General features: G+C 40.7%; 16 protein-coding genes. 10 read left to right on the top strand and 6 right to left on the bottom strand.

Translation table 11 applies throughout. The annotated features are described in order from the left end of the window. Positions 1-392: 392 nt before the first annotated feature. Both AABK40_RS12185 and AABK40_RS12180 read left to right on the top strand, forming a co-directional pair. Positions 393-2,951, top strand: coding sequence for a TonB-dependent receptor (locus AABK40_RS12185; protein ID WP_332921360.1), 2,559 nt, complete (start codon positions 393-395; stop codon positions 2,949-2,951). A gap of 41 nt (positions 2,952-2,992) precedes the next feature. Continuing rightward, positions 2,993-4,252 carry a hypothetical protein gene (locus AABK40_RS12180; protein WP_338397170.1) on the top strand — a complete coding sequence of 420 codons (1,260 nt, stop codon included), beginning with the start codon at positions 2,993-2,995 and terminating at the stop codon, positions 4,250-4,252. An 80-nt stretch (positions 4,253-4,332) separates the two neighbouring features. On the opposite strand, the gene AABK40_RS12175 is transcribed toward AABK40_RS12180, so the two are convergent. Then, positions 4,333-4,725 (bottom strand): ArsR/SmtB family transcription factor, encoded by a 393-nt coding sequence (locus AABK40_RS12175; RefSeq protein WP_332921358.1) that lies wholly within the window; start codon positions 4,723-4,725, stop codon positions 4,333-4,335. 117 nt (positions 4,726-4,842) lie between these two features. Between AABK40_RS12175 and AABK40_RS12170 the strand changes: the two genes are divergently transcribed. From AABK40_RS12170 to AABK40_RS12155, 4 genes are all read left to right on the top strand, one after another. Beyond that, entirely contained in the window at positions 4,843-5,466 is a 624-nt protein-coding gene (locus AABK40_RS12170; protein ID WP_338397169.1) for a carboxypeptidase-like regulatory domain-containing protein, read from the top strand. Positions 5,467-5,543: 77 nt separating this feature from the next. Continuing rightward, the gene (locus tag AABK40_RS12165) at positions 5,544-5,699 is read left to right on the top strand and encodes a hypothetical protein (protein WP_332921356.1); all 156 of its coding nucleotides are present in this window, start codon (positions 5,544-5,546) and stop codon (positions 5,697-5,699) included. Positions 5,700-5,794: 95 nt separating this feature from the next. Further along, positions 5,795-8,011, top strand: a complete 2,217-nt coding sequence (locus AABK40_RS12160; protein ID WP_338397168.1) for a WG repeat-containing protein — start codon at positions 5,795-5,797, stop codon at positions 8,009-8,011. 69 nt (positions 8,012-8,080) lie between these two features. Continuing rightward, entirely contained in the window at positions 8,081-8,569 is a 489-nt protein-coding gene (locus tag AABK40_RS12155; protein WP_332921354.1) for a hypothetical protein, read from the top strand. Here AABK40_RS12155 and AABK40_RS12150 read toward each other — a convergent pair. Continuing rightward, a complete protein-coding gene (locus AABK40_RS12150) occupies positions 8,566-9,459 on the bottom strand; it encodes a patatin-like phospholipase family protein (protein ID WP_332921353.1) in 894 nt (297 codons plus the stop codon). The two genes, AABK40_RS12155 and AABK40_RS12150, sit on opposite strands and share 4 nt — an antisense overlap. Before the next feature lie 101 nt (positions 9,460-9,560). Continuing rightward, complete coding sequence (locus AABK40_RS12145) at positions 9,561-11,018, bottom strand: hypothetical protein (RefSeq protein ID WP_332921352.1); 1,458 nt, start codon at positions 11,016-11,018, stop codon at positions 9,561-9,563. Between the two features lie 451 nt (positions 11,019-11,469). On the opposite strand from AABK40_RS12145, the gene htpG reads away from it, so the two are divergent. Both htpG and AABK40_RS12135 read left to right on the top strand, forming a co-directional pair. Beyond that, complete coding sequence (gene htpG / locus AABK40_RS12140) at positions 11,470-13,371, top strand: molecular chaperone HtpG (protein WP_332921351.1); 1,902 nt, start codon at positions 11,470-11,472, stop codon at positions 13,369-13,371. Between the two features lie 170 nt (positions 13,372-13,541). Beyond that, positions 13,542-14,348: a toxin-antitoxin system YwqK family antitoxin gene (locus AABK40_RS12135; protein WP_332921350.1), complete on the top strand. Its 807-nt coding sequence runs from the start codon at positions 13,542-13,544 to the stop codon at positions 14,346-14,348. 65 nt (positions 14,349-14,413) lie between these two features. On the opposite strand, the gene AABK40_RS12130 is transcribed toward AABK40_RS12135, so the two are convergent. Together AABK40_RS12130 and lipB are read right to left on the bottom strand one after the other, a co-directional pair. Continuing rightward, entirely contained in the window at positions 14,414-14,818 is a 405-nt protein-coding gene (locus AABK40_RS12130) for a hypothetical protein (RefSeq protein ID WP_338397167.1), read from the bottom strand. Positions 14,819-14,824: 6 nt separating this feature from the next. Then, positions 14,825-15,541, bottom strand: a complete 717-nt coding sequence (gene lipB / locus AABK40_RS12125; RefSeq protein WP_338397166.1) for a lipoyl(octanoyl) transferase LipB — start codon at positions 15,539-15,541, stop codon at positions 14,825-14,827. Positions 15,542-15,569: 28 nt separating this feature from the next. On the opposite strand from lipB, the gene AABK40_RS12120 reads away from it, so the two are divergent. Further along, positions 15,570-15,935 carry a YraN family protein gene (locus tag AABK40_RS12120; protein ID WP_338397165.1) on the top strand — a complete coding sequence of 122 codons (366 nt, stop codon included), beginning with the start codon at positions 15,570-15,572 and terminating at the stop codon, positions 15,933-15,935. A gap of 1 nt (position 15,936) precedes the next feature. Here the strand turns inward: AABK40_RS12120 and AABK40_RS12115 are convergent, their stop codons facing one another. Beyond that, positions 15,937-16,518 (bottom strand): hypothetical protein, encoded by a 582-nt coding sequence (locus AABK40_RS12115; RefSeq protein WP_338397164.1) that lies wholly within the window; start codon positions 16,516-16,518, stop codon positions 15,937-15,939. Positions 16,519-16,761: 243 nt separating this feature from the next. Between AABK40_RS12115 and AABK40_RS12110 the strand changes: the two genes are divergently transcribed. Continuing rightward, a complete protein-coding gene (locus tag AABK40_RS12110) occupies positions 16,762-17,070 on the top strand; it encodes a DUF4286 family protein (protein ID WP_332921345.1) in 309 nt (102 codons plus the stop codon). The last annotated feature ends 11 nt before the right edge of the window (positions 17,071-17,081 follow it).

Genomic DNA, 17,081 nt, shown 5'->3' with positions numbered 1-17,081 from the left:
GATTTTTTGCGTTTAGAATATCATTTTTTAACCCTTTGATTTGGTGTTATGCTGATTCGTTATTGTAATAATGTAAAACAGTTAAATTTATACCTTTAATGTACCAATGTGTTTAGGGTGTTATGTTTTAATGTGTTGAGTTTTAATCTGTTGCGATCGTGTTTTGTGTTGTTGTTTATTTTATGGTAATAATTAAATAACACGTAAAGCCGTATTTTAATTATTTACCAATATATTAATACAATATATTGATTATGAGTTAATTGTATTGATTTTCGTGGTTTTTGTTGCGTGTTTGGGATTTACTAATGTGTGATTGTGTACTTAGAGGCTAATAATGAGTGCCTTACTTTTGTGATCGTAATTAATGCAAACTCACAAATAAAAGTTCAATGCAACACAAATTTTACGTTCTTTTTGGGATGTTGTTAGTCTTATTCTCTACAACATTCGCACAGGCTCAATCCCTTTTGAAAGGGCATATTTTGGAGGAAAGTACCAATGAGCCAATTATTGGTGCCAACGTAATTATCAAGAAAACAACAGACGGAACAATCACCAACATCGATGGTGATTTTGAGTTGAAAACAAAGCTTGATGGCAAGCAGACCATCGTTGTTTCATTTGTTGGAATGTTGTCCAAAGAAATTGATGTTGAGTTGAACAATTCAACCATCGACCTTGGCGAAATCATGATGAAATCGGATGCGGTCGGGCTGGATGAAGTGAAGATTATTGCTTCTGTGGCACAAGACAGAAAAACACCAGTAGCTGTTTCGACAGTAACGCCTAAAGAATTGGAAAGTAAGTTAGGAAACTCGGAGTTTCCTTCGGTACTGAAATCTACTCCTGGGGTGTATACCACTAATGATGGTGGTGGTTTCGGAGATTCCCGTATTACTTTGCGTGGTTTCGGAAACGATAATATTGCTGTAATGATCAACGGTATTCCTGTTAATGACATGGAGAACAGTGCCGTTTACTGGTCGAACTGGGCAGGTTTGTCGGATGTAACAAGAACCATGCAGGTACAGCGTGGTATGGGGGCATCGAAATTGGCCGTTCCAACAGCAGGGGGTACAATTAACATCCTTACAAAAACTACCGACGCAGAAGCAGGTGGTAGCATTGGTTACGTAATGGGTAATGATGGTTACCAAAAATTAGCCATGACCACCTCTACAGGTTTGATGTCAAATGGCTGGGCAATCACATTGTCGGGTTCAAAAACGGTAGGTAATGGTTATATCGACGGTACTGCTTTCGAGGGCTACTCTTACTTTGCCAACATTTCTAAGATCATCAATAAAAACCATACAGTTGCTTTCAACGCTTTTGGCGCCAAGCAGTGGCACGGTCAGAACAGATCGAAGCAATTGGTTTCTACTTATGAAGACAATGGTCGTCGTTACAACCAGGATTGGGGTTATTTGAACGGTGAAGAGTATAATGGTCGTGCAAACTTCTATTCAAAACCTCAGCTTTCTTTGAACCACTACTGGACATTGAATGAAAAAATGAATATCGCAACTTCTCTTTACGCCTCATTTGGTAATGGTGGTGGACAGAGTTTGAATATCACTGATAACCGTGAACTATATCACCTGGGTGGAAATGTAAATAACCCAATTGATTTCACAAGACATTATCAGGAGAATGGCGAAAACGGAGAGTCAAGCCTTTACCGTATTGCCTCTATGAACAACCACAGCTGGTATGGTGGAATCACTACATTATCTTGGGAGATCAACGAATACCTTAATTTTACAGGTGGTGCTGATGTACGTTATTACTATGGTGAGCACTATCAGCGTTTGGATGATTTGATCGGTGGTGAGTACATTACTGTTAGCCGTAACATTTTCGGTCAGCGTACCGAGCACATCGCGCATGTAGGCGATAAAATGGGTTATGATAACGACGGTGAAGTGATTTGGGGATCATTATTCTCACAATTAGAGTATTCTAAGGATAACCTTTCGGCTTTCGTAAACGCAGCAGCAGCTTCGGTAAACTACCGTCGTTATGACTATGGAAACTATGAAGAAGGAGAACATATCTCAGACTTTCAGGGATCGAATACCTTCAGTATCAAATCTGGGGTGAACTACAATCTGGATCAACACCATAATGTATTCTTCAATACAGGTTATTTTCAGCGCCCTCCAATGATGAACGCCGTATTTATGAACCACACTAACCGTGTGAACGACGAGGCGATCAATGAAGGTATTTTCTCTGCTGAAATTGGTTACGGTTACCGTTCAAAAACATTTGCAGCAAACGTAAATGCTTACTACACAAAATGGATGAACAAATCAATGGTTCGTACGCAGCGTGCGGGTCAGCCAGGTCCTGGTGGTGAGCCATTACCTGAAGATATTTACGCCAATATTTTGGGAATGAACGCTGTTCATATGGGAGTTGAAGCTGATGTTACCTGGAAGCCTACACACCGAATTACAGTAACAGGTATGGGATCTGTTGGTGACTGGAGATGGGCCAATAACGTCGATGCAACTTTCTTCGATCAGAACCAAAACCAAATTGGTGATCAGGAAACACTTTATATCAAAGACCTGAAAGTAGGAAATGCTGCACAGCTGACTGCCGCTATGGGAATTGATTACGAAATCTTCAATGATTTTAAATTGGGTGCTGATTACGTATTCAACGGAAACAACTACACTTATTTTGATCCTGCACAACGTACTGACGCCGCTATGGAAGGTGTTCAGGCCTTGAAATTACCAACATTCGGATTGTTGGACATGAGAGCCAACTACCGTTTCAAAATTGGTAAAGTGGATGCTATTGTTTCAGGTAACATTAATAACGTACTGGATGCCGAATACATTGCTGATGCAACAGATGCAGCAGACTGGATGTCGATGTACGCTTATATGGGAATGGGTAGAACTTACACTATCGGTTTTAAAGTAGAGTTCTAAGCCAATTTTTTTACTCCTTTTACTTAATAATAAGAATAATCATGAAATCATATAACTTCATATTTGGCCTTATCCTTTTGATGGCCATGGCTTGTGACCCTTTGTCGGGAATGCGTGACGATCTGGCTGATCACGCTGATCTTAAAGCACAACGTGAATTGTTTCAAAGCTCCCGTGAGTTGGCAATGGAAGAATATATCCTGACGCCTGCTGATTATCAGTTGTCGTCGGTACATACCATCGGCGCACAGGGTTCTTTTACGGTAGAGTATCCTGCAACGGAATACTTGCCTGAAATCCTGACGAAGAAATTCTACGGAGAAGAAATGCAGGTTGTGGTGGCTCACTTTAACCAAAAGCAACCATTGGAAAATGCCAAAGAGCTGGAAGAAAATAGCTACTATGTTTTGACGGACGAAGATTACGATAATCTTGGTTTAGGATACAAAACAGTTAGTGCTGGGCAGGAAGATAAGTATTTGCCAGTATTGCTAAAAAATATGTATCCTTATGCTGTTGAAGGCATGAGCTCAATCTTACAATATAAGGTTTACCAAATGGCAAAGCCACAGCTTGCTACATGGGTGAAGGGAACGGATGGTACCTGGACGCAAAAGGGCGAGGATGCTACTTTTGGTGAAGGTACAATGGAAAACGGTAACGATGCCTATGTATTGACCGATCAGGATTACGTTTCAATGGGTACAGAAAAAGATCAGCCTGGAGAAAATTATTACTTCAGCAGATTTGTAAGCACCGAGGATTTTATTCCTGCTTTCTTGGCATCTTCTTCGATCGCCAATGGGAAGTCTGAAATTACGATCAACTTCAAATTCTATGGTACACAAAAGGAAATGATCCAGTATCAAGTTGAAGATGGTATGTGGGTTGCTCAGGCATATTACGGAGACTGGGACTTTGAAAAAGGTGTTTGGAAAGGTTTGGAGCTGACTGCTTTCGGTAACTACCTGTTCTCTGAAAACAAGCAGGATTACTCAAAATCGACCTGGATTACAGATCCATTCACTGTTGTGAAGTTGGATGTAGAGGATGGTAATGAGCCTGAAAGCGCAATCCTTTATGAGTTAGTAGAAGAAGACTACAAACTAAATGGCGAGCGTTACCCTAACTTTGATATGAGAAATAATACTGAAGAAACCATCAATGCGAAAATTGAGGCAATCCTTAAGGCTCGTTTCTTTGGTGATTTCGAAGATGGTATGATCTACAAAGTGAAGTATGATATTTACGACGGAGGAGCAATCCCTCAGACGGCCTTCATGCAGGTGAATGAAATCTAATAATCAAAAAAAATAGCTCACCTGTTTTAGGTGATCAACATTAAAAAGCCAGTAGCATCTTTTGTTACTGGCTTTTTTCGCTACTGAAGTGCATACCGACTTCTGAGGTGCTGTGCTTTATATATCGCCAGCTCACGGTTACTGTACATGATCTGAAATATTTCCTGATCTTTGTCCAGCAGCATGTCCCCTTCCACAATACTGAGTAAAGTGCCGACAATATCTTGCATAGCCTCCTTGATGGAGTAGAAAACCCACTGGTCATGCTTGCGGGTGGTTAAAAGTCCCGCCTGTTTCATATAGTTCAGGTGCCTTGAGGTTTTCGTTTGGGTAAAATCAAGGATAATCTCCAGATCGCTGATACACATTTCTCCATTTCTGAAAATGAGGTGTAATATCCGTAAACGGGCCTCTTCACTGAGGGCCTTGTAGAGCTGGCTTCCCGTGGGTAGGTTTACTTTTTTTATGCGCATTCGGTGGGTATTGTTGGTTTAAATCACGGAATCTGAAGAGAAACCGAGAGGTTTTTGCGTTTAGTTTGTTAAATAAGTATATTTTTGAGAAAAGGAATACGATTCAAACGATTTATTATGCGATATATCTTATTGTTGTTAACATTTTGCTTGCTGGGGATCGGCATTCCTGAAGCAAAAGCACAATCTGACAACGACCAACATCAACAGATCATTCAGTTTTCAGGTGTGATACTGGAACAGGGAACCGAACGAGGACTAAACGGCGTGCACGTTTTTGTGCCAAGTACTGGGCGCGGAACCACCTCGAATGCCTATGGTTACTTTACCATGCCCGTTTTGGCAGGAGACAGCATTATTGTCAGTTCATTGAACCACACCAATCGGGCACTGATTATCCCAAAAGATCGCCAGTCGAATATCAGTATTGCCATGCATTTGGAGCCAGATGTGCTGGTATTGCCCAACGTGGACGTTCTGCCATTCGCTACGGAAGAAGATGCCAAAGATGCCATTGCCGAAATGCGTTTTCCTGATCAGCAGGCAAATCGTGTCGTGATGGGGAATGTCAATCGCGAGCGTGCCGTGATGTGGAACCGCCAATCCAACCTGAGTGCCACCCCGATGGATAACTATCAGCAGTCGGTAAATCAACATTTCAATCAATATCAGGGGTTCTCGATTCCACTATTGAATAACGGTACCTGGAAGCAGTTCATCAAATCTATTAAAGGAGAGTAATTTATTGGAAGAGGGCTTGTAACATAGTGGTGCATTGCGTAGTTTTTAACTATAAAGCACACTTAAATGAACTACCCATGGAAGATATCATCAATAAAATACTGAAAAGTCATCGGTCGAGGCGCAAGAGTATTGCGGTTATTCACCGCTATTTGCGCATGAAGTATAAAATTCAGATCGACCATAAATTATTAAAAGCACGACTTGATGCGCTTAATACTTCATTTGCGTAAATAATGATGAATTAAGAGGTCAATTTTAGCATTCTTTAAAAGGAGGAAGTACTTTTGTGCTTCCTCTTTTTTTTGGCTAAGAATTTTTCCAGGTAGTGAGTTTTATAAGAATACTGTTCATATTGGTTTTTGTGTTAGGGAGTTACCGTTTCGCTGTTGCGGACAATTTTCAGGTGGTGACCAAACAAAATAAGGTCGGATTGATTGACGCGCAGGGCAATCAGATCATTCCTGCGAAATATGACCAATTAGGGTGGAGTGAAAAAAATGTTGCTTTGGTTACGCCAAACTCACTGATCGGTTATCAGGAAGCAGGCCTTTGGGGGGTATTAAACCTCAAGGATGTTAAGATTGTGCCTGCAAAATTCAACAGTATTTACCCCGTAGGGCAGAAAGGTCTTCTATTGGCCAGCTATCGTGATAAATTTTCCCTTCAGCAAAAATACGGCTTACTGAATGATAAAGGTAAGGTAAGTGTTGACTTCCGTTTTGTGAACCTCTGGGCCTTGGATGAAAAAGACCACTACTTAGCTCGGCAAGAGATCGGTAGCGATGTTTTTTATGGCATTATCGACGATCACGGTCGGGCACTGTTGCCTTTCCAGTATCCGAATATTCAAAAATTGGGCGACGACCGACTGGTAGTCAAAAATACCGACGGAGAAGTGGCATTGGCTACTTTTGAAGGAAAACTCTTGACGAACTTCGCCTTTGATAGTCTTAAGCTGAGCGTGGGGCCTGCTCTGGTGGCCTATAAAAATGGGGCAGTTGGTTTACTGACCAAAGAAGGAACGGTAACTGTTCCTGTAGAAAAGAAAAGTATTCAGTGGGAGCTTGATCATTGGAAGATGGAGCCTTTTGCTGACCTCACTTTGCTTTCTGACCAAAATAAGGTACAGAAAAAATACATGGGCGATAGCCTCAGTCCAATCTCTGAAACACGCGCGATATTGCACCGAAATAATGCTGATCAGGTGGTCAGTAGTGGTTCAATGAGCTCCTCTATTGTTTATCCGCATCTTGTTCCTGTAAATTCAAATTTGTTGGTTGCGCGAAAGCAAGACAAACTGGCACTTGTTACTGTAGAAGGGGAACAACTCACGCGTTTTCGGTTTGACAGTGTTTTTGTCAAAGAGGATTTTGTAGTACTGAGCAGGAATAAAAATAGCATTTCGATTTTCAGTGCTACTGGAGTAAAACTCAGTGCATCCTACAAGGGTCTGAAAATACTGAACAATGGCATGTGGGCATTTCAGCAGGGTAAATACTGGGGGGTAACGGACTCGACGAACAAACCTGTGATTTATGCGCGTTATGATGATGTGATTGAAGTGCATCAGGGGCAGTTTCTGGTGAAGTATTTAAATAAATTTGGGGTAATCAACCGTAAGGAGGAATGGATCGTCAGACCACGGCCTACGCCTATACAATGGGCACATGGCATGTGGTTTTCGAAAGATCAGTTTGGGAGTAAGCTGACCAATACCAATGGCGATGAAGTGTATTTTACCTTCAACGCCCTGACAACTCACCCACTCGGATTTATTGAGCGCGGAAACAATCAAAAAATTGGGCTTATTGATACTGCGGGCAGAAAAACATTTTTCGTGGATTATGACAGCCTTGTTGATCTCACCCACGGCAAATATGCGATATATCGTGGAGGCCTGGCCGCTCTGTTGGACGATAGCGGAAAGGTGGTCATCCCTTTTTCGCGAGGAGTGCACCATTATGCAACTTTTGGCGAGGACTTTATCGGGGCAAAGCTTGATGATCAGTATGGCTTTATTGATATGCATGGCACATTGCGACTTGCCAACCGATATGATCACGCGGGTGCATATATGCAGGATCGTGCCCCAGTAAATATCAAAGGGGGCTGGGGATTTATGAACAGGAAAGAGGAGATTGTCCTTCAGCCCAATTACGATGCCGTGAAGCCTTATGAAAATGGGTTGGCGATGGTTCAGAAAGATGGACTTTGGGGTGTGGTTGATTTGAATGGGCAGGAGCTCGTCAAGCCCTTATACCCCGAAATGGAACGCATGAATACGGGTGGTTTTCTGGTGAAGCTGAATGGGAAGTATGGTTACATTAACAATAAAGGGAGTTTACGTCTGACCCCAAAGTTTGATTTGATTAAGCCATTGACCAGCAACAGGCTGCTGACCTGCCGTCGGGGTAAATATGGCGTGATCAGCAGTGGAGGCCTTGATGTGATCCCGATGATTTATCAGGGCATTCGTTATGATGCACGCTCGAAGCAGTTCATCGCACGGCAACAGCGATCATTTTTATGGAAAAAACCTTAATGTTGCTTTGCATCCAATGATAAAACGCAAAAAGTAATATATTTGCAAATTATCGTGAATCAGATACTCATGCAGAAATTTTTCTCTTCGGACTTTAACCAGCAATTATACGCTATTCAGCAACAGGAACTAAACCAGATGCTGAAAGAATTAGTGGAAAAAGGCCGAATGGTTTACCTTCAGTTACACAATCCTTTAGGACTTAAAGATGACACCGTCAGGAGTCTGGAAGATTGTGAAGATTATTTTTTGGAAGGGCTGGAAGAAGTGTATCAGCTCATGGCTGCTATTTACCGATTTAACAACGGGGAATACCAGCTGTCATTTTTGTTTGATGGCCGCAGCTTGGAAGAAAAGTACCAGGACGATTGGCAAAAAGGCTTTGCAAAAATGCTCTTTGAGCTTGGACTCAATACCCGTTTTCATCAGACCTTACTCGACTATTGTATTCTAAATCGGGGAAATCACCAAGCGGCCATCAGTGAGCTCAAACGTATGCTTTGTCAATTCTATCGACTGAAATTTGACCTGAAAAAAGGGATTACCCCACTGGTTTAAATCAGTTTTTTTTCGCGTAATGCCTTTTCTGTCGCCTCACGGCCATGGGCAATCATTTCATCAATTTTATAAAAATCCAGGGTACCACAAGCTTTTCGGGAGACCTGTATCAACACATCTGGTGGGTGAGTTTGAATGATGTGTGCAGAAATCTGATCTTGCATGATGTCAAAAGATCGATTGATGATATCCAAAAAACCGATTGTTTCGGCCATCTTCACCACCTTCTTGTCGGCTGTTTTATTGAAGAAAGAGATAAAAGAACGCATATTTTTCTCATAGGAGTCGGAGCCGAACAGCTCTTGTGGTGGCAGGCTTTGGCTGATCACGGGTGTGTAAGGGATGTTGGCATTGATGTCCACTGCGATACAGATATCTTTTGGGAACCGATGGATCCGGTTGATCGGTAGTGGGTTTGTTACACCACCATCAATCAGTTCCCTGCCATGATAGAAAAATGGGGTAATAAACGAGGGAATCGCTACTGAGGCACGCATTGCGGTAAGTAAACTCCCATGCCTGAAGACCACTTCTTTATTTTGCTGAATATCCGTAGCGACTGCAATGTAAGGGATGTATAAATCATCAATGAGCTTGTCACCAATAATCTCTTTCAGATTGTCAAAAAGTCGGTCGCCTTTTACCAGTCCTTGTTTTGAAAAAGTGAAATCGATCAGATTGAAAAGGTCAAATTTATCCAGGGCGGCAAACCACGCTTTTCCTTCGCGCATTTTGCCTCGGGCATAACATCCCCCAATGACAGCACCAATTGAGGAACCTGCAATAGAGGTGATATTAAAGCCGTGATCCAGCAAGGCCTCAAGCACACCGATGTGTGCCAAGCCACGCGCACCACCACTCCCAAGAACTAAAGCGACATTTTTACTCATAAGTAAATTAAAGATGACAAGGAATGAAGTCTGCTTATATTTACGGAGTTAGAAAGATACAGGTACAAAAAAAAGCACCTACTATGAGGTGCTTTGATATTTTATCGACTCAGTTTAGAAATAAACGAGTTGTCAATTTTTACTAATCCTGTCGGTGAGAAATAATCCTTATCCTCACTTAGGCGGTATTTATCCAATATGGTTCGAATTTTTGTTTCCTTCTGCCTTTTAGTGTCACTGATGGAAACTTTCAGGGCTTTGGTGAAATTGATAATGGACTCTACATGTTCTTTACCAATAATCCTGATTTGTCGCTGAATACTGTTAATAAGCTGATTGAACAGATCGTAATCGCGCATCAAACAATACTGTAAGGCCAACAAGACTTTGATCTCCAGTTGTGCCATCGGGTATTTTTTTAAACTTACCTCATTCAGCAGGTTGTTGATCCAACGCGATGCTTCGGAATATTTGCCCGCATAATAACAACACAAAGCACGGTAAGCCACATAGTTCAGCAGTTCTGGAATGTCTTGCAGGTCGGGCTGAAAGTTATTGAAAATGACTTCATTCTCCTCCGCCAGCTCTTTTTCAGTACCAATGCGTAAACTACGCTCCAGCTTGGTGTACAGGAATTGCGAAGGGTAAGTGAATACGCTGTAGTTGCTCATCAATACAGGAACACTTTCATTAACCTCCTCATAATATTTTTCAGCCTTACGGTATACATTATAATGGCTGTAATATTCAAGTTTCAGGTATTCAACAACAATCCTCAGGTGATAATAGATGGAATCAAGGTGATATTCATCCAAAATTTTATCAATCTTCTGGAACATGTCCTCAATCGCCTGCGGCTCATTTTCAGGGTTCGATGGCAGGTGCTCATCAGGCTCTACAAACAGTCGGTGCCAAATGTTAATACAACTGAAGTAAACAAACAGTCGGTGCGATTCATAAAGTGCACAGGTGGCATAAATCTCTTTATTGATCAGGCTCAGCTGTAGTTTATCCGTTTCATCACCCGTAAGAGTGAAATGACCATATTTTTTGAAATAGTCAGCCACCATATCCTCAGCCTTATCTACGGCGAGCATATAAGCCACATGGCGGTTATAAAGTTGAGAGTAGGTGAAGTAATCAGGGCTTTGAACTTGAAGCTTTTTCAGAGACTTATATACAACCGTCAATTCATTTGACAAATCATAATCCAACAACTCCTTCTCAAGCTTCTTTAAGGTCGCAATGGCAATTGCCCGCTTTTTGGTAAAGATGATCTCATTGATGTTGGCAACTTTCTTCAGGATATCAGTTCGAGGATTCTCCATCTGCTGAAGCAAGTATTCTTCAATCTTTTGATTGAGTCTGGATCGGAGTGTATAATAAGCGTTGGTATTTACCTCCAACTCCTCCATTATTTTTGTATCTGAAACAGACTTCTCCCTCATGGACTTTAACAGGTAGGCAGACTTTTCAGCGTTACTGTCAATGAGCGATACATAAACTGCATTGAAGTCTTTTTCTGAAAGTTGCCGAATGATGTTTTTTAACTTAGCCATTAGTAGAGTTATTCTAAGTGAGGGGGATGTTTGAAAAATTTGTTTATAAAAACAATATAGTGAATATCAATTTAGCTCAATTTTATGAATAAGTAAGATAATTCATTGAATTGACAATCTCAATTATATTTATTAAGCAATAAAATAGGAATAATTCTTTAAAGCTTACGCTCAATAATATAATCTTGTTAAGAAAATTATATAAAAAATGACGAGATGGGGTAAAAAAAGGTTGAACTCCAACAGAGCTTATGTAAGATTATGCGCAAAAATGTACTGATCGGTCATAATGGCACTGCAATGGGTTGGTAAGAGGTCAGCCTGAATAGTCATGGTTTCGGTCAAAATGACGGAAAGCGTGTCAAAATTTCGTGTGTGCCGAAATGGAATAGAATTTGAAATAACAGAACTGTAAAAAATTCAGACGTTAACTTTAAAATTTAGAAAGGTCATGCAAGAGAAAGGTTCAATTTCTATCCATACCGAGAATATTTTCCCAATTATCAAGAAGTTCTTGTACTCAGATCATGAGATCTTTTTGAGAGAGTTGGTGTCCAATGCAGTTGATGCATCTCAAAAGCTCCAAAAATTGAGCACGATCGGAGAGTTTACTGGTGAATTAGGTGACTTGACAGTTCGCGTAGCGGTTGATAAGGAAGCAAAAACGATTACAATCCAAGACCGAGGAATCGGGATGACTTCTGAGGAAGTTAAAAAATATATTAATCAGATCGCTTTTTCTGGAGCGACTGAATTTGTAGAGAAATACAAAGAAACAGGCGAAGAAGGCAGCTTGATCGGAATGTTCGGTTTAGGCTTCTACTCTGCTTTTATGGTGGCTAAAGAGGTAGACATCATCACGAAATCGCATACAGGTGGTGCTGCAACAAAATGGACTTGTGATGGCTCGACGTCTTATGAAATTTCTGAAGTAGAGAAGGCAGAGCGTGGTACCGAGGTTGTACTTCATGTAGCCGACGACTCTGTAGAGTTTTTGGAAGAGTTCCGCCTGCGTCAGATTCTTGATAAATACTGTAAATTCTTACCTATTCCGATTGCTTTCGGTACTGATACCGAAACGGTAAAAGACGAAGAGGGAAATCCTGTAAAGGATGAAAAAGGAGAAGATAAAACCATCGAGAAGGAGCATGTTATTAATGCCGATGCACCGATTTGGGTAAAATCTCCATCAGACTTGAAAGACGAGGATTACCTGGAGTTCTACAAGAAAATGTATCCAATGGGTGAAGATCCATTGTTCTGGATTCACTTGAATGTAGATTATCCATTCAATTTAACAGGGGTGTTGTATTTCCCTAAAGTGAAGAACGATTTTGATATCAACAAAAACAAAATCCACCTTTACTCGCGCCAGGTATTTATTACTGATGAGGTAAAAGATATCGTACCTGAATTTTTGCAGTTATTGCACGGAATCATCGATTCTCCAGATATTCCTTTGAACGTTTCTCGCTCTTTCTTACAGTCTGACGGTAACGTGAAAAAAATCAGTAACTACATCACTAAAAAGGTTGCTGACAAATTGAATGAGCAATTCCGCAACGATCGTGAGAACTACGAGCAAAAGTGGGAAAGCATCGGTTTGTTTGTGAAATACGGAATGATCTCTGACGAGAAGTTCTATGATAAGGCAAAGAAATTTGCTTTGATGGAATCTACTGACGGTAAATTCCGCACAACTGAGGAATACAAAGAGCAGTTTGCTGCTACACAAACGGATAAAGACGGTAATTTGGTGGTGCTTTATGCCACAGATCTTGATGAGCAATTTGCTTTTATCGATGCCGCCAAACAAAAAGGTTACGACGTGGTGAAAATGGATACCATGATCGATAACCACTTTATCAATGGTGTTGAGCAAAAGCTGGAGAAGACCACATTTAAGCGTGTAGATGCTGATGTTGTAGATAAATTGATTGACAAAGACGAAAAGAAAGAAAGTGTACTTTCTGAAGATGAGTCGAAGTCAGTAAAAGAACTTTACGAACAGGTGGTAGATGATAAAAGCTATACGGTATCGGTAGATTCTTTAGGCACCGATGACCTGCCTGTAATTATTACTCGCCCAGAATTTATGCGTCGTATGAAAGATATGCAAGCTAATGGTGGTGGCGGAATGATGATGATGGGTGGTATGCCAGACATGTTCAACTTGTCGGTAAATGCTAACCACGGAATTATCCAAAAGATTTTGAAATCTACCGATGAGGCTGAAAAGGCTAATTTGGCAAAGCAAGCGATTGACTTGGCGAAGCTTTCTCAGAACATGCTGAAAGGTGAAGACCTGACAAACTTCATCAAGAGATCAGTGAATATTGTTTTGGAAGACTAATTTTTAGTTCAAAATACAAGAATGCGAAAAGCCGACCTTTCGTCGGCTTTTCTTTTGCCTTAAAAATTGATAATTTTAGTTTTTGGCAATGATTTATTTTTTAAGTTGCTACTCAATACCAAACTTCGCACATCATTTTTATGACTAACCACCTGTTCAAAATTATATTTATGCTATCCGTATTGGTGCTTCATAGTACTGTTACGCATGCACAGGATGAGGATTTCAACCTTAGTCAATACCAGCCAGTAACGCTTAGTTTGTCGAGTGATGAGGAGGTGAAGGATCCGAACGTTGGTACCAAGATTAAGAAGAAAAAGAAAAAGAACGTTTTCTATGGTATAAAAACCAAAAAAGGCTTTACCCGAAGAGGTTTTGGTAATGATGCGAGAATAGAACAATTCCATTATATTAAAGAGCCGATGCCTGATAAGGTGAGCAAGTATATTCCTGATTTATTTTGGATTGATTTTCGAAGTGGGAAGATCAAAGATTCACGAAATATCAATTGGGAATATGGCCGATTATTGCATGGCCCTTACAAACTCATGAAGGGGGATCAGGTGCTTGAAGAAGGCATTTTTTATTATGGCGTGAAGAATGGCCGTTGGACCAGAACCGATGGCAAAGATATTCTTCAGGACAAAAAGAAATACTTTCACGGATGGTTGAAAGAGTCAAGGCTCTCCTATTATGACAGCGCCCGCACGAAAGTTAAAGAAGTAATCCCGATCAGTTATGGCAAAGTGGAAGGTGAATATTACCGTTTTTATGAAAGTGGCGCTTTGGCTGTTCGAGGTAAATATTCTGAGGGGCGAAAAGTAGGAAAGTGGACTTCCTATTACGGTGTGGGAAATCGCCGAAAGCGGGTTATTGTTTACCGTAAAAATCCTTTTGATGAGAAGTTTGTCCCTTATATGGAAAAAGAATGGGATAAGCGAGGCAGGACGATTTACGACAGTAAAAAACGAAAATAGCATCTGTATAAAAAAAGGGATCAACCACAACGGCTGATCCCTTTTTTTGTAGACTTTAAATTAAGTTACTTGACTTCAATACCTTCTGCATTTAGGTGCTTAATGGTTCTGAAATTACGCTCCTTAATGCTGTTAGCCTCGAAAATGAACTTTTTGTCGAGCATTTTACCGTCATGGAAAAAGCTGATCCAGTATTGGTTGTTCAGGTGAAAAACCTCTGGGCTGATAAGCTCCACTTTGGCTGCAGATTCCGCTTTCAATGATTGAATAATGTGACGCAGCTGTGAGGTTTTTTGTTCCTTTCCATCATTTCCTTTACCAAAACCCTGCGAATTGATGATTACCGTATCGAGGTCGTACTGGTTATGATTGATTAAAAATACATGATAGGCAGCCTCGCCTTCAATAATATTTTTTACGACGGCCATGCTGACTCCTTCCACAGCAGGTACCTGAATATCCTTTTTCATGCTTAATTAAATTAATTCCATTTCAAATACGGTAGCAAGATGGCGCTTTAGCTTTTCTTCGACCGCTTTCATGTCCATTTCCATATTCAATTCTTGCGCCAAAGAGGTAACGGCTTTGTCTGAAATACCACAAGGGACAATATTTTTGAAGTATTCCATTTGTGTATTCACATTGAATGCCAAACCGTGCATGGTTACCCACCGACTGGATTTTACGCCCATGGCACAAATCTTACGCGGGTTTTCCATCTCCTCAAAACCAATCCAAACACCTGTCAGGCCATCTACTCGACCAGCTTTTATCCCGTAATCAGCACAAGTCATAATTACGGCCTCTTCCATATATCGCATATATTTATGGATATCGGTAAAGAAGTTCTCCAGGTCCAGAATAGGATACGCCACAATCTGCCCAGGGCCATGGTAAGTGATATCCCCACCACGGTTGATTTTGTAGTAAGTTGCTGATTTTTCTTTCAGCTGTTCGTCATTCAGCAACAAATGTTCTGGCTTTCCGCTTTTACCTAAAGTATAAACATGTGGGTGCTCACAGAACAGCAGGAAGTTTTCGGTGATTTTTTGAGCAGACTCCTCAAGCTTCCGATTGGCAATTTTCAGGTCAACAGTGTTTTTAAAAACCTCTTCCTGGTAATCCCAGGCTTCCTGATAATCGATCAGTCCCAAATGCTTGAATTGTACTTGTTTATTTATTTTCGGATTCATGGTTTGTCTCTTTTGATATAGCTGTAATATGCAGGACACTACAAAAAACAAAAATACACATTTTGGGCGGATAGGAGAGGATATTGCCCTATCACATTTACAAAATTTAGGATATCGGCTTATAGAAAGGAACTATAGGTACGGAAGAAACGAGGTCGATTTGATTATGTGGGATCAGCGGGTTCTTGTGTTTGTAGAGGTGAAGTCGAGAAATAGCAGCAAGTATGGTTACCCCGAACAAGCGGTGAGTGTCCAAAAGTTCCGGGCGATTCAGTACGTGGCAGAGGCTTTCCTCCGGAAAAAGGCTTGGAAGGGGCAAATACGTTTTGATGTAGTATCGGTGATTTTTCAGCCTGAGCAAGCGGTAACGGTTTTTAAAGATTTCTTTATTTAAATCACTGTAAATACTCTGCCCACCAAAAGGCATGAGATGCTTTAATACTTACCATTCCACTATTGGGTACTTCAAATAGTCCATTTTTGCTGATGATTATTTTTTCTTTTTGATAAATATCGGCAGTAGCTGATTGAAGTTTTTGCCCTGCTTTAAACCATTTGTCGATGGGTTTATGACTCAATTTCCATACAAATTGCTCGTCAATCAGGCTAATTTGGAAGGGTAGTGCTTTTTTTGTATCTATTTGCGTACATAAATTCGATGGTGCGAAGATATATAAGCCAATATAGGATTTGCGAATCAATTCATTGATGAGGTCATTGATCCAGTAGTCTGATAGGGGTGAATTGAAATAATCATGTTTTTGGTTTGGCTGATTTTCTGTATTTGGCGATGGCGGGCCCACCACTAAATCCACTTTAATGCCATGCATGATTACTCGCTCATAATAGTCTGTTGTGGTGATGACTGTTGGCGACCACTCCAATATTTGGTCTAAAAATGCCTCGTCGGTGGGGGCTAATTGCAGAATTAGTAGAGCGGGTTCTTGATTATCTCTGATGATATGATGACTTGACATGGATTTTATGAAAATTTTAGGCAGTTTTGTACTGAAAAATACAAAAGAGTGATGGTAATTACGCTATTTCAAGAGGTGATTTCACGGAATAATCTCCTGCAAATGGAGTTTTTTGCAGGCATTGTGGAGTTCAATAAACCAATGTCGTTGTGTTTTGGTATTTAATAATAGCGGGTCCTATAGAGGCTGATGCAGGGGAGACGCCTTGTCGTTTCCTAAGATTGTAATAAGAAAACTGAGTGTATGATAGTATATAACGTTACCATATCGGTGGAAGAGGGCATTGAAGAAGCCTGGCTAAAATGGATGAAAGAAGAACATATGCCCGAAGTAATGGCGACGGGGTATTTCGAGGATCATAAGATTTTTCGACTGATGTCCCATTTGAAACAAAATGAAGGGGTGACTTATGTTTGTCAGTATTTTGCAAAATCAAAAGCGATTTTGAATCAGTATATCACCAAATCTTCACCAGCACTTCAGCAAAAATCGAAAGCAAAATTCGGAGAAAAGGCCTTGGCATACCGCTCTATTATGGAGCAGGTGGATTAACCTGCCAATAT

The organism is Persicobacter psychrovividus, assembly GCF_036492425.1.
GTDB classification, from domain to species: domain Bacteria; phylum Bacteroidota; class Bacteroidia; order Cytophagales; family Cyclobacteriaceae; genus Persicobacter; species Persicobacter psychrovividus.
The sequence above is the reverse complement of the archived record's forward strand: the minus strand, read 5'-3'. Positions and strand labels throughout refer to the sequence as shown.

Excerpts from the sequence above, each read along its gene's own strand:
- AABK40_RS12185 (WP_332921360.1), top strand. The coding sequence starts at position 393 with ATGCAACACAAATTTTACGTTCTTTTTGGGATGTTGTTAGTCTTATTC.
- AABK40_RS12180 (WP_338397170.1), top strand. The coding sequence starts at position 2,993 with ATGAAATCATATAACTTCATATTTGGCCTTATCCTTTTGATGGCCATG.
- AABK40_RS12175 (WP_332921358.1), bottom strand. The coding sequence starts at position 4,725 with ATGCGCATAAAAAAAGTAAACCTACCCACGGGAAGCCAGCTCTACAAG.
- AABK40_RS12170 (WP_338397169.1), top strand. The coding sequence starts at position 4,843 with ATGCGATATATCTTATTGTTGTTAACATTTTGCTTGCTGGGGATCGGC.
- AABK40_RS12165 (WP_332921356.1), top strand. The coding sequence starts at position 5,544 with ATGGAAGATATCATCAATAAAATACTGAAAAGTCATCGGTCGAGGCGC.
- AABK40_RS12155 (WP_332921354.1), top strand. The coding sequence starts at position 8,081 with ATGCAGAAATTTTTCTCTTCGGACTTTAACCAGCAATTATACGCTATT.
- AABK40_RS12150 (WP_332921353.1), bottom strand. The coding sequence starts at position 9,459 with ATGAGTAAAAATGTCGCTTTAGTTCTTGGGAGTGGTGGTGCGCGTGGC.
- AABK40_RS12145 (WP_332921352.1), bottom strand. The coding sequence starts at position 11,018 with ATGGCTAAGTTAAAAAACATCATTCGGCAACTTTCAGAAAAAGACTTC.
- htpG (WP_332921351.1), top strand. The coding sequence starts at position 11,470 with ATGCAAGAGAAAGGTTCAATTTCTATCCATACCGAGAATATTTTCCCA.
- AABK40_RS12135 (WP_332921350.1), top strand. The coding sequence starts at position 13,542 with ATGCTATCCGTATTGGTGCTTCATAGTACTGTTACGCATGCACAGGAT.
- AABK40_RS12130 (WP_338397167.1), bottom strand. The coding sequence starts at position 14,818 with ATGAAAAAGGATATTCAGGTACCTGCTGTGGAAGGAGTCAGCATGGCC.
- lipB (WP_338397166.1), bottom strand. The coding sequence starts at position 15,541 with ATGAATCCGAAAATAAATAAACAAGTACAATTCAAGCATTTGGGACTG.
- AABK40_RS12120 (WP_338397165.1), top strand. The coding sequence starts at position 15,570 with ATGCAGGACACTACAAAAAACAAAAATACACATTTTGGGCGGATAGGA.
- AABK40_RS12115 (WP_338397164.1), bottom strand. The coding sequence starts at position 16,518 with ATGTCAAGTCATCATATCATCAGAGATAATCAAGAACCCGCTCTACTA.
- AABK40_RS12110 (WP_332921345.1), top strand. The coding sequence starts at position 16,762 with ATGATAGTATATAACGTTACCATATCGGTGGAAGAGGGCATTGAAGAA.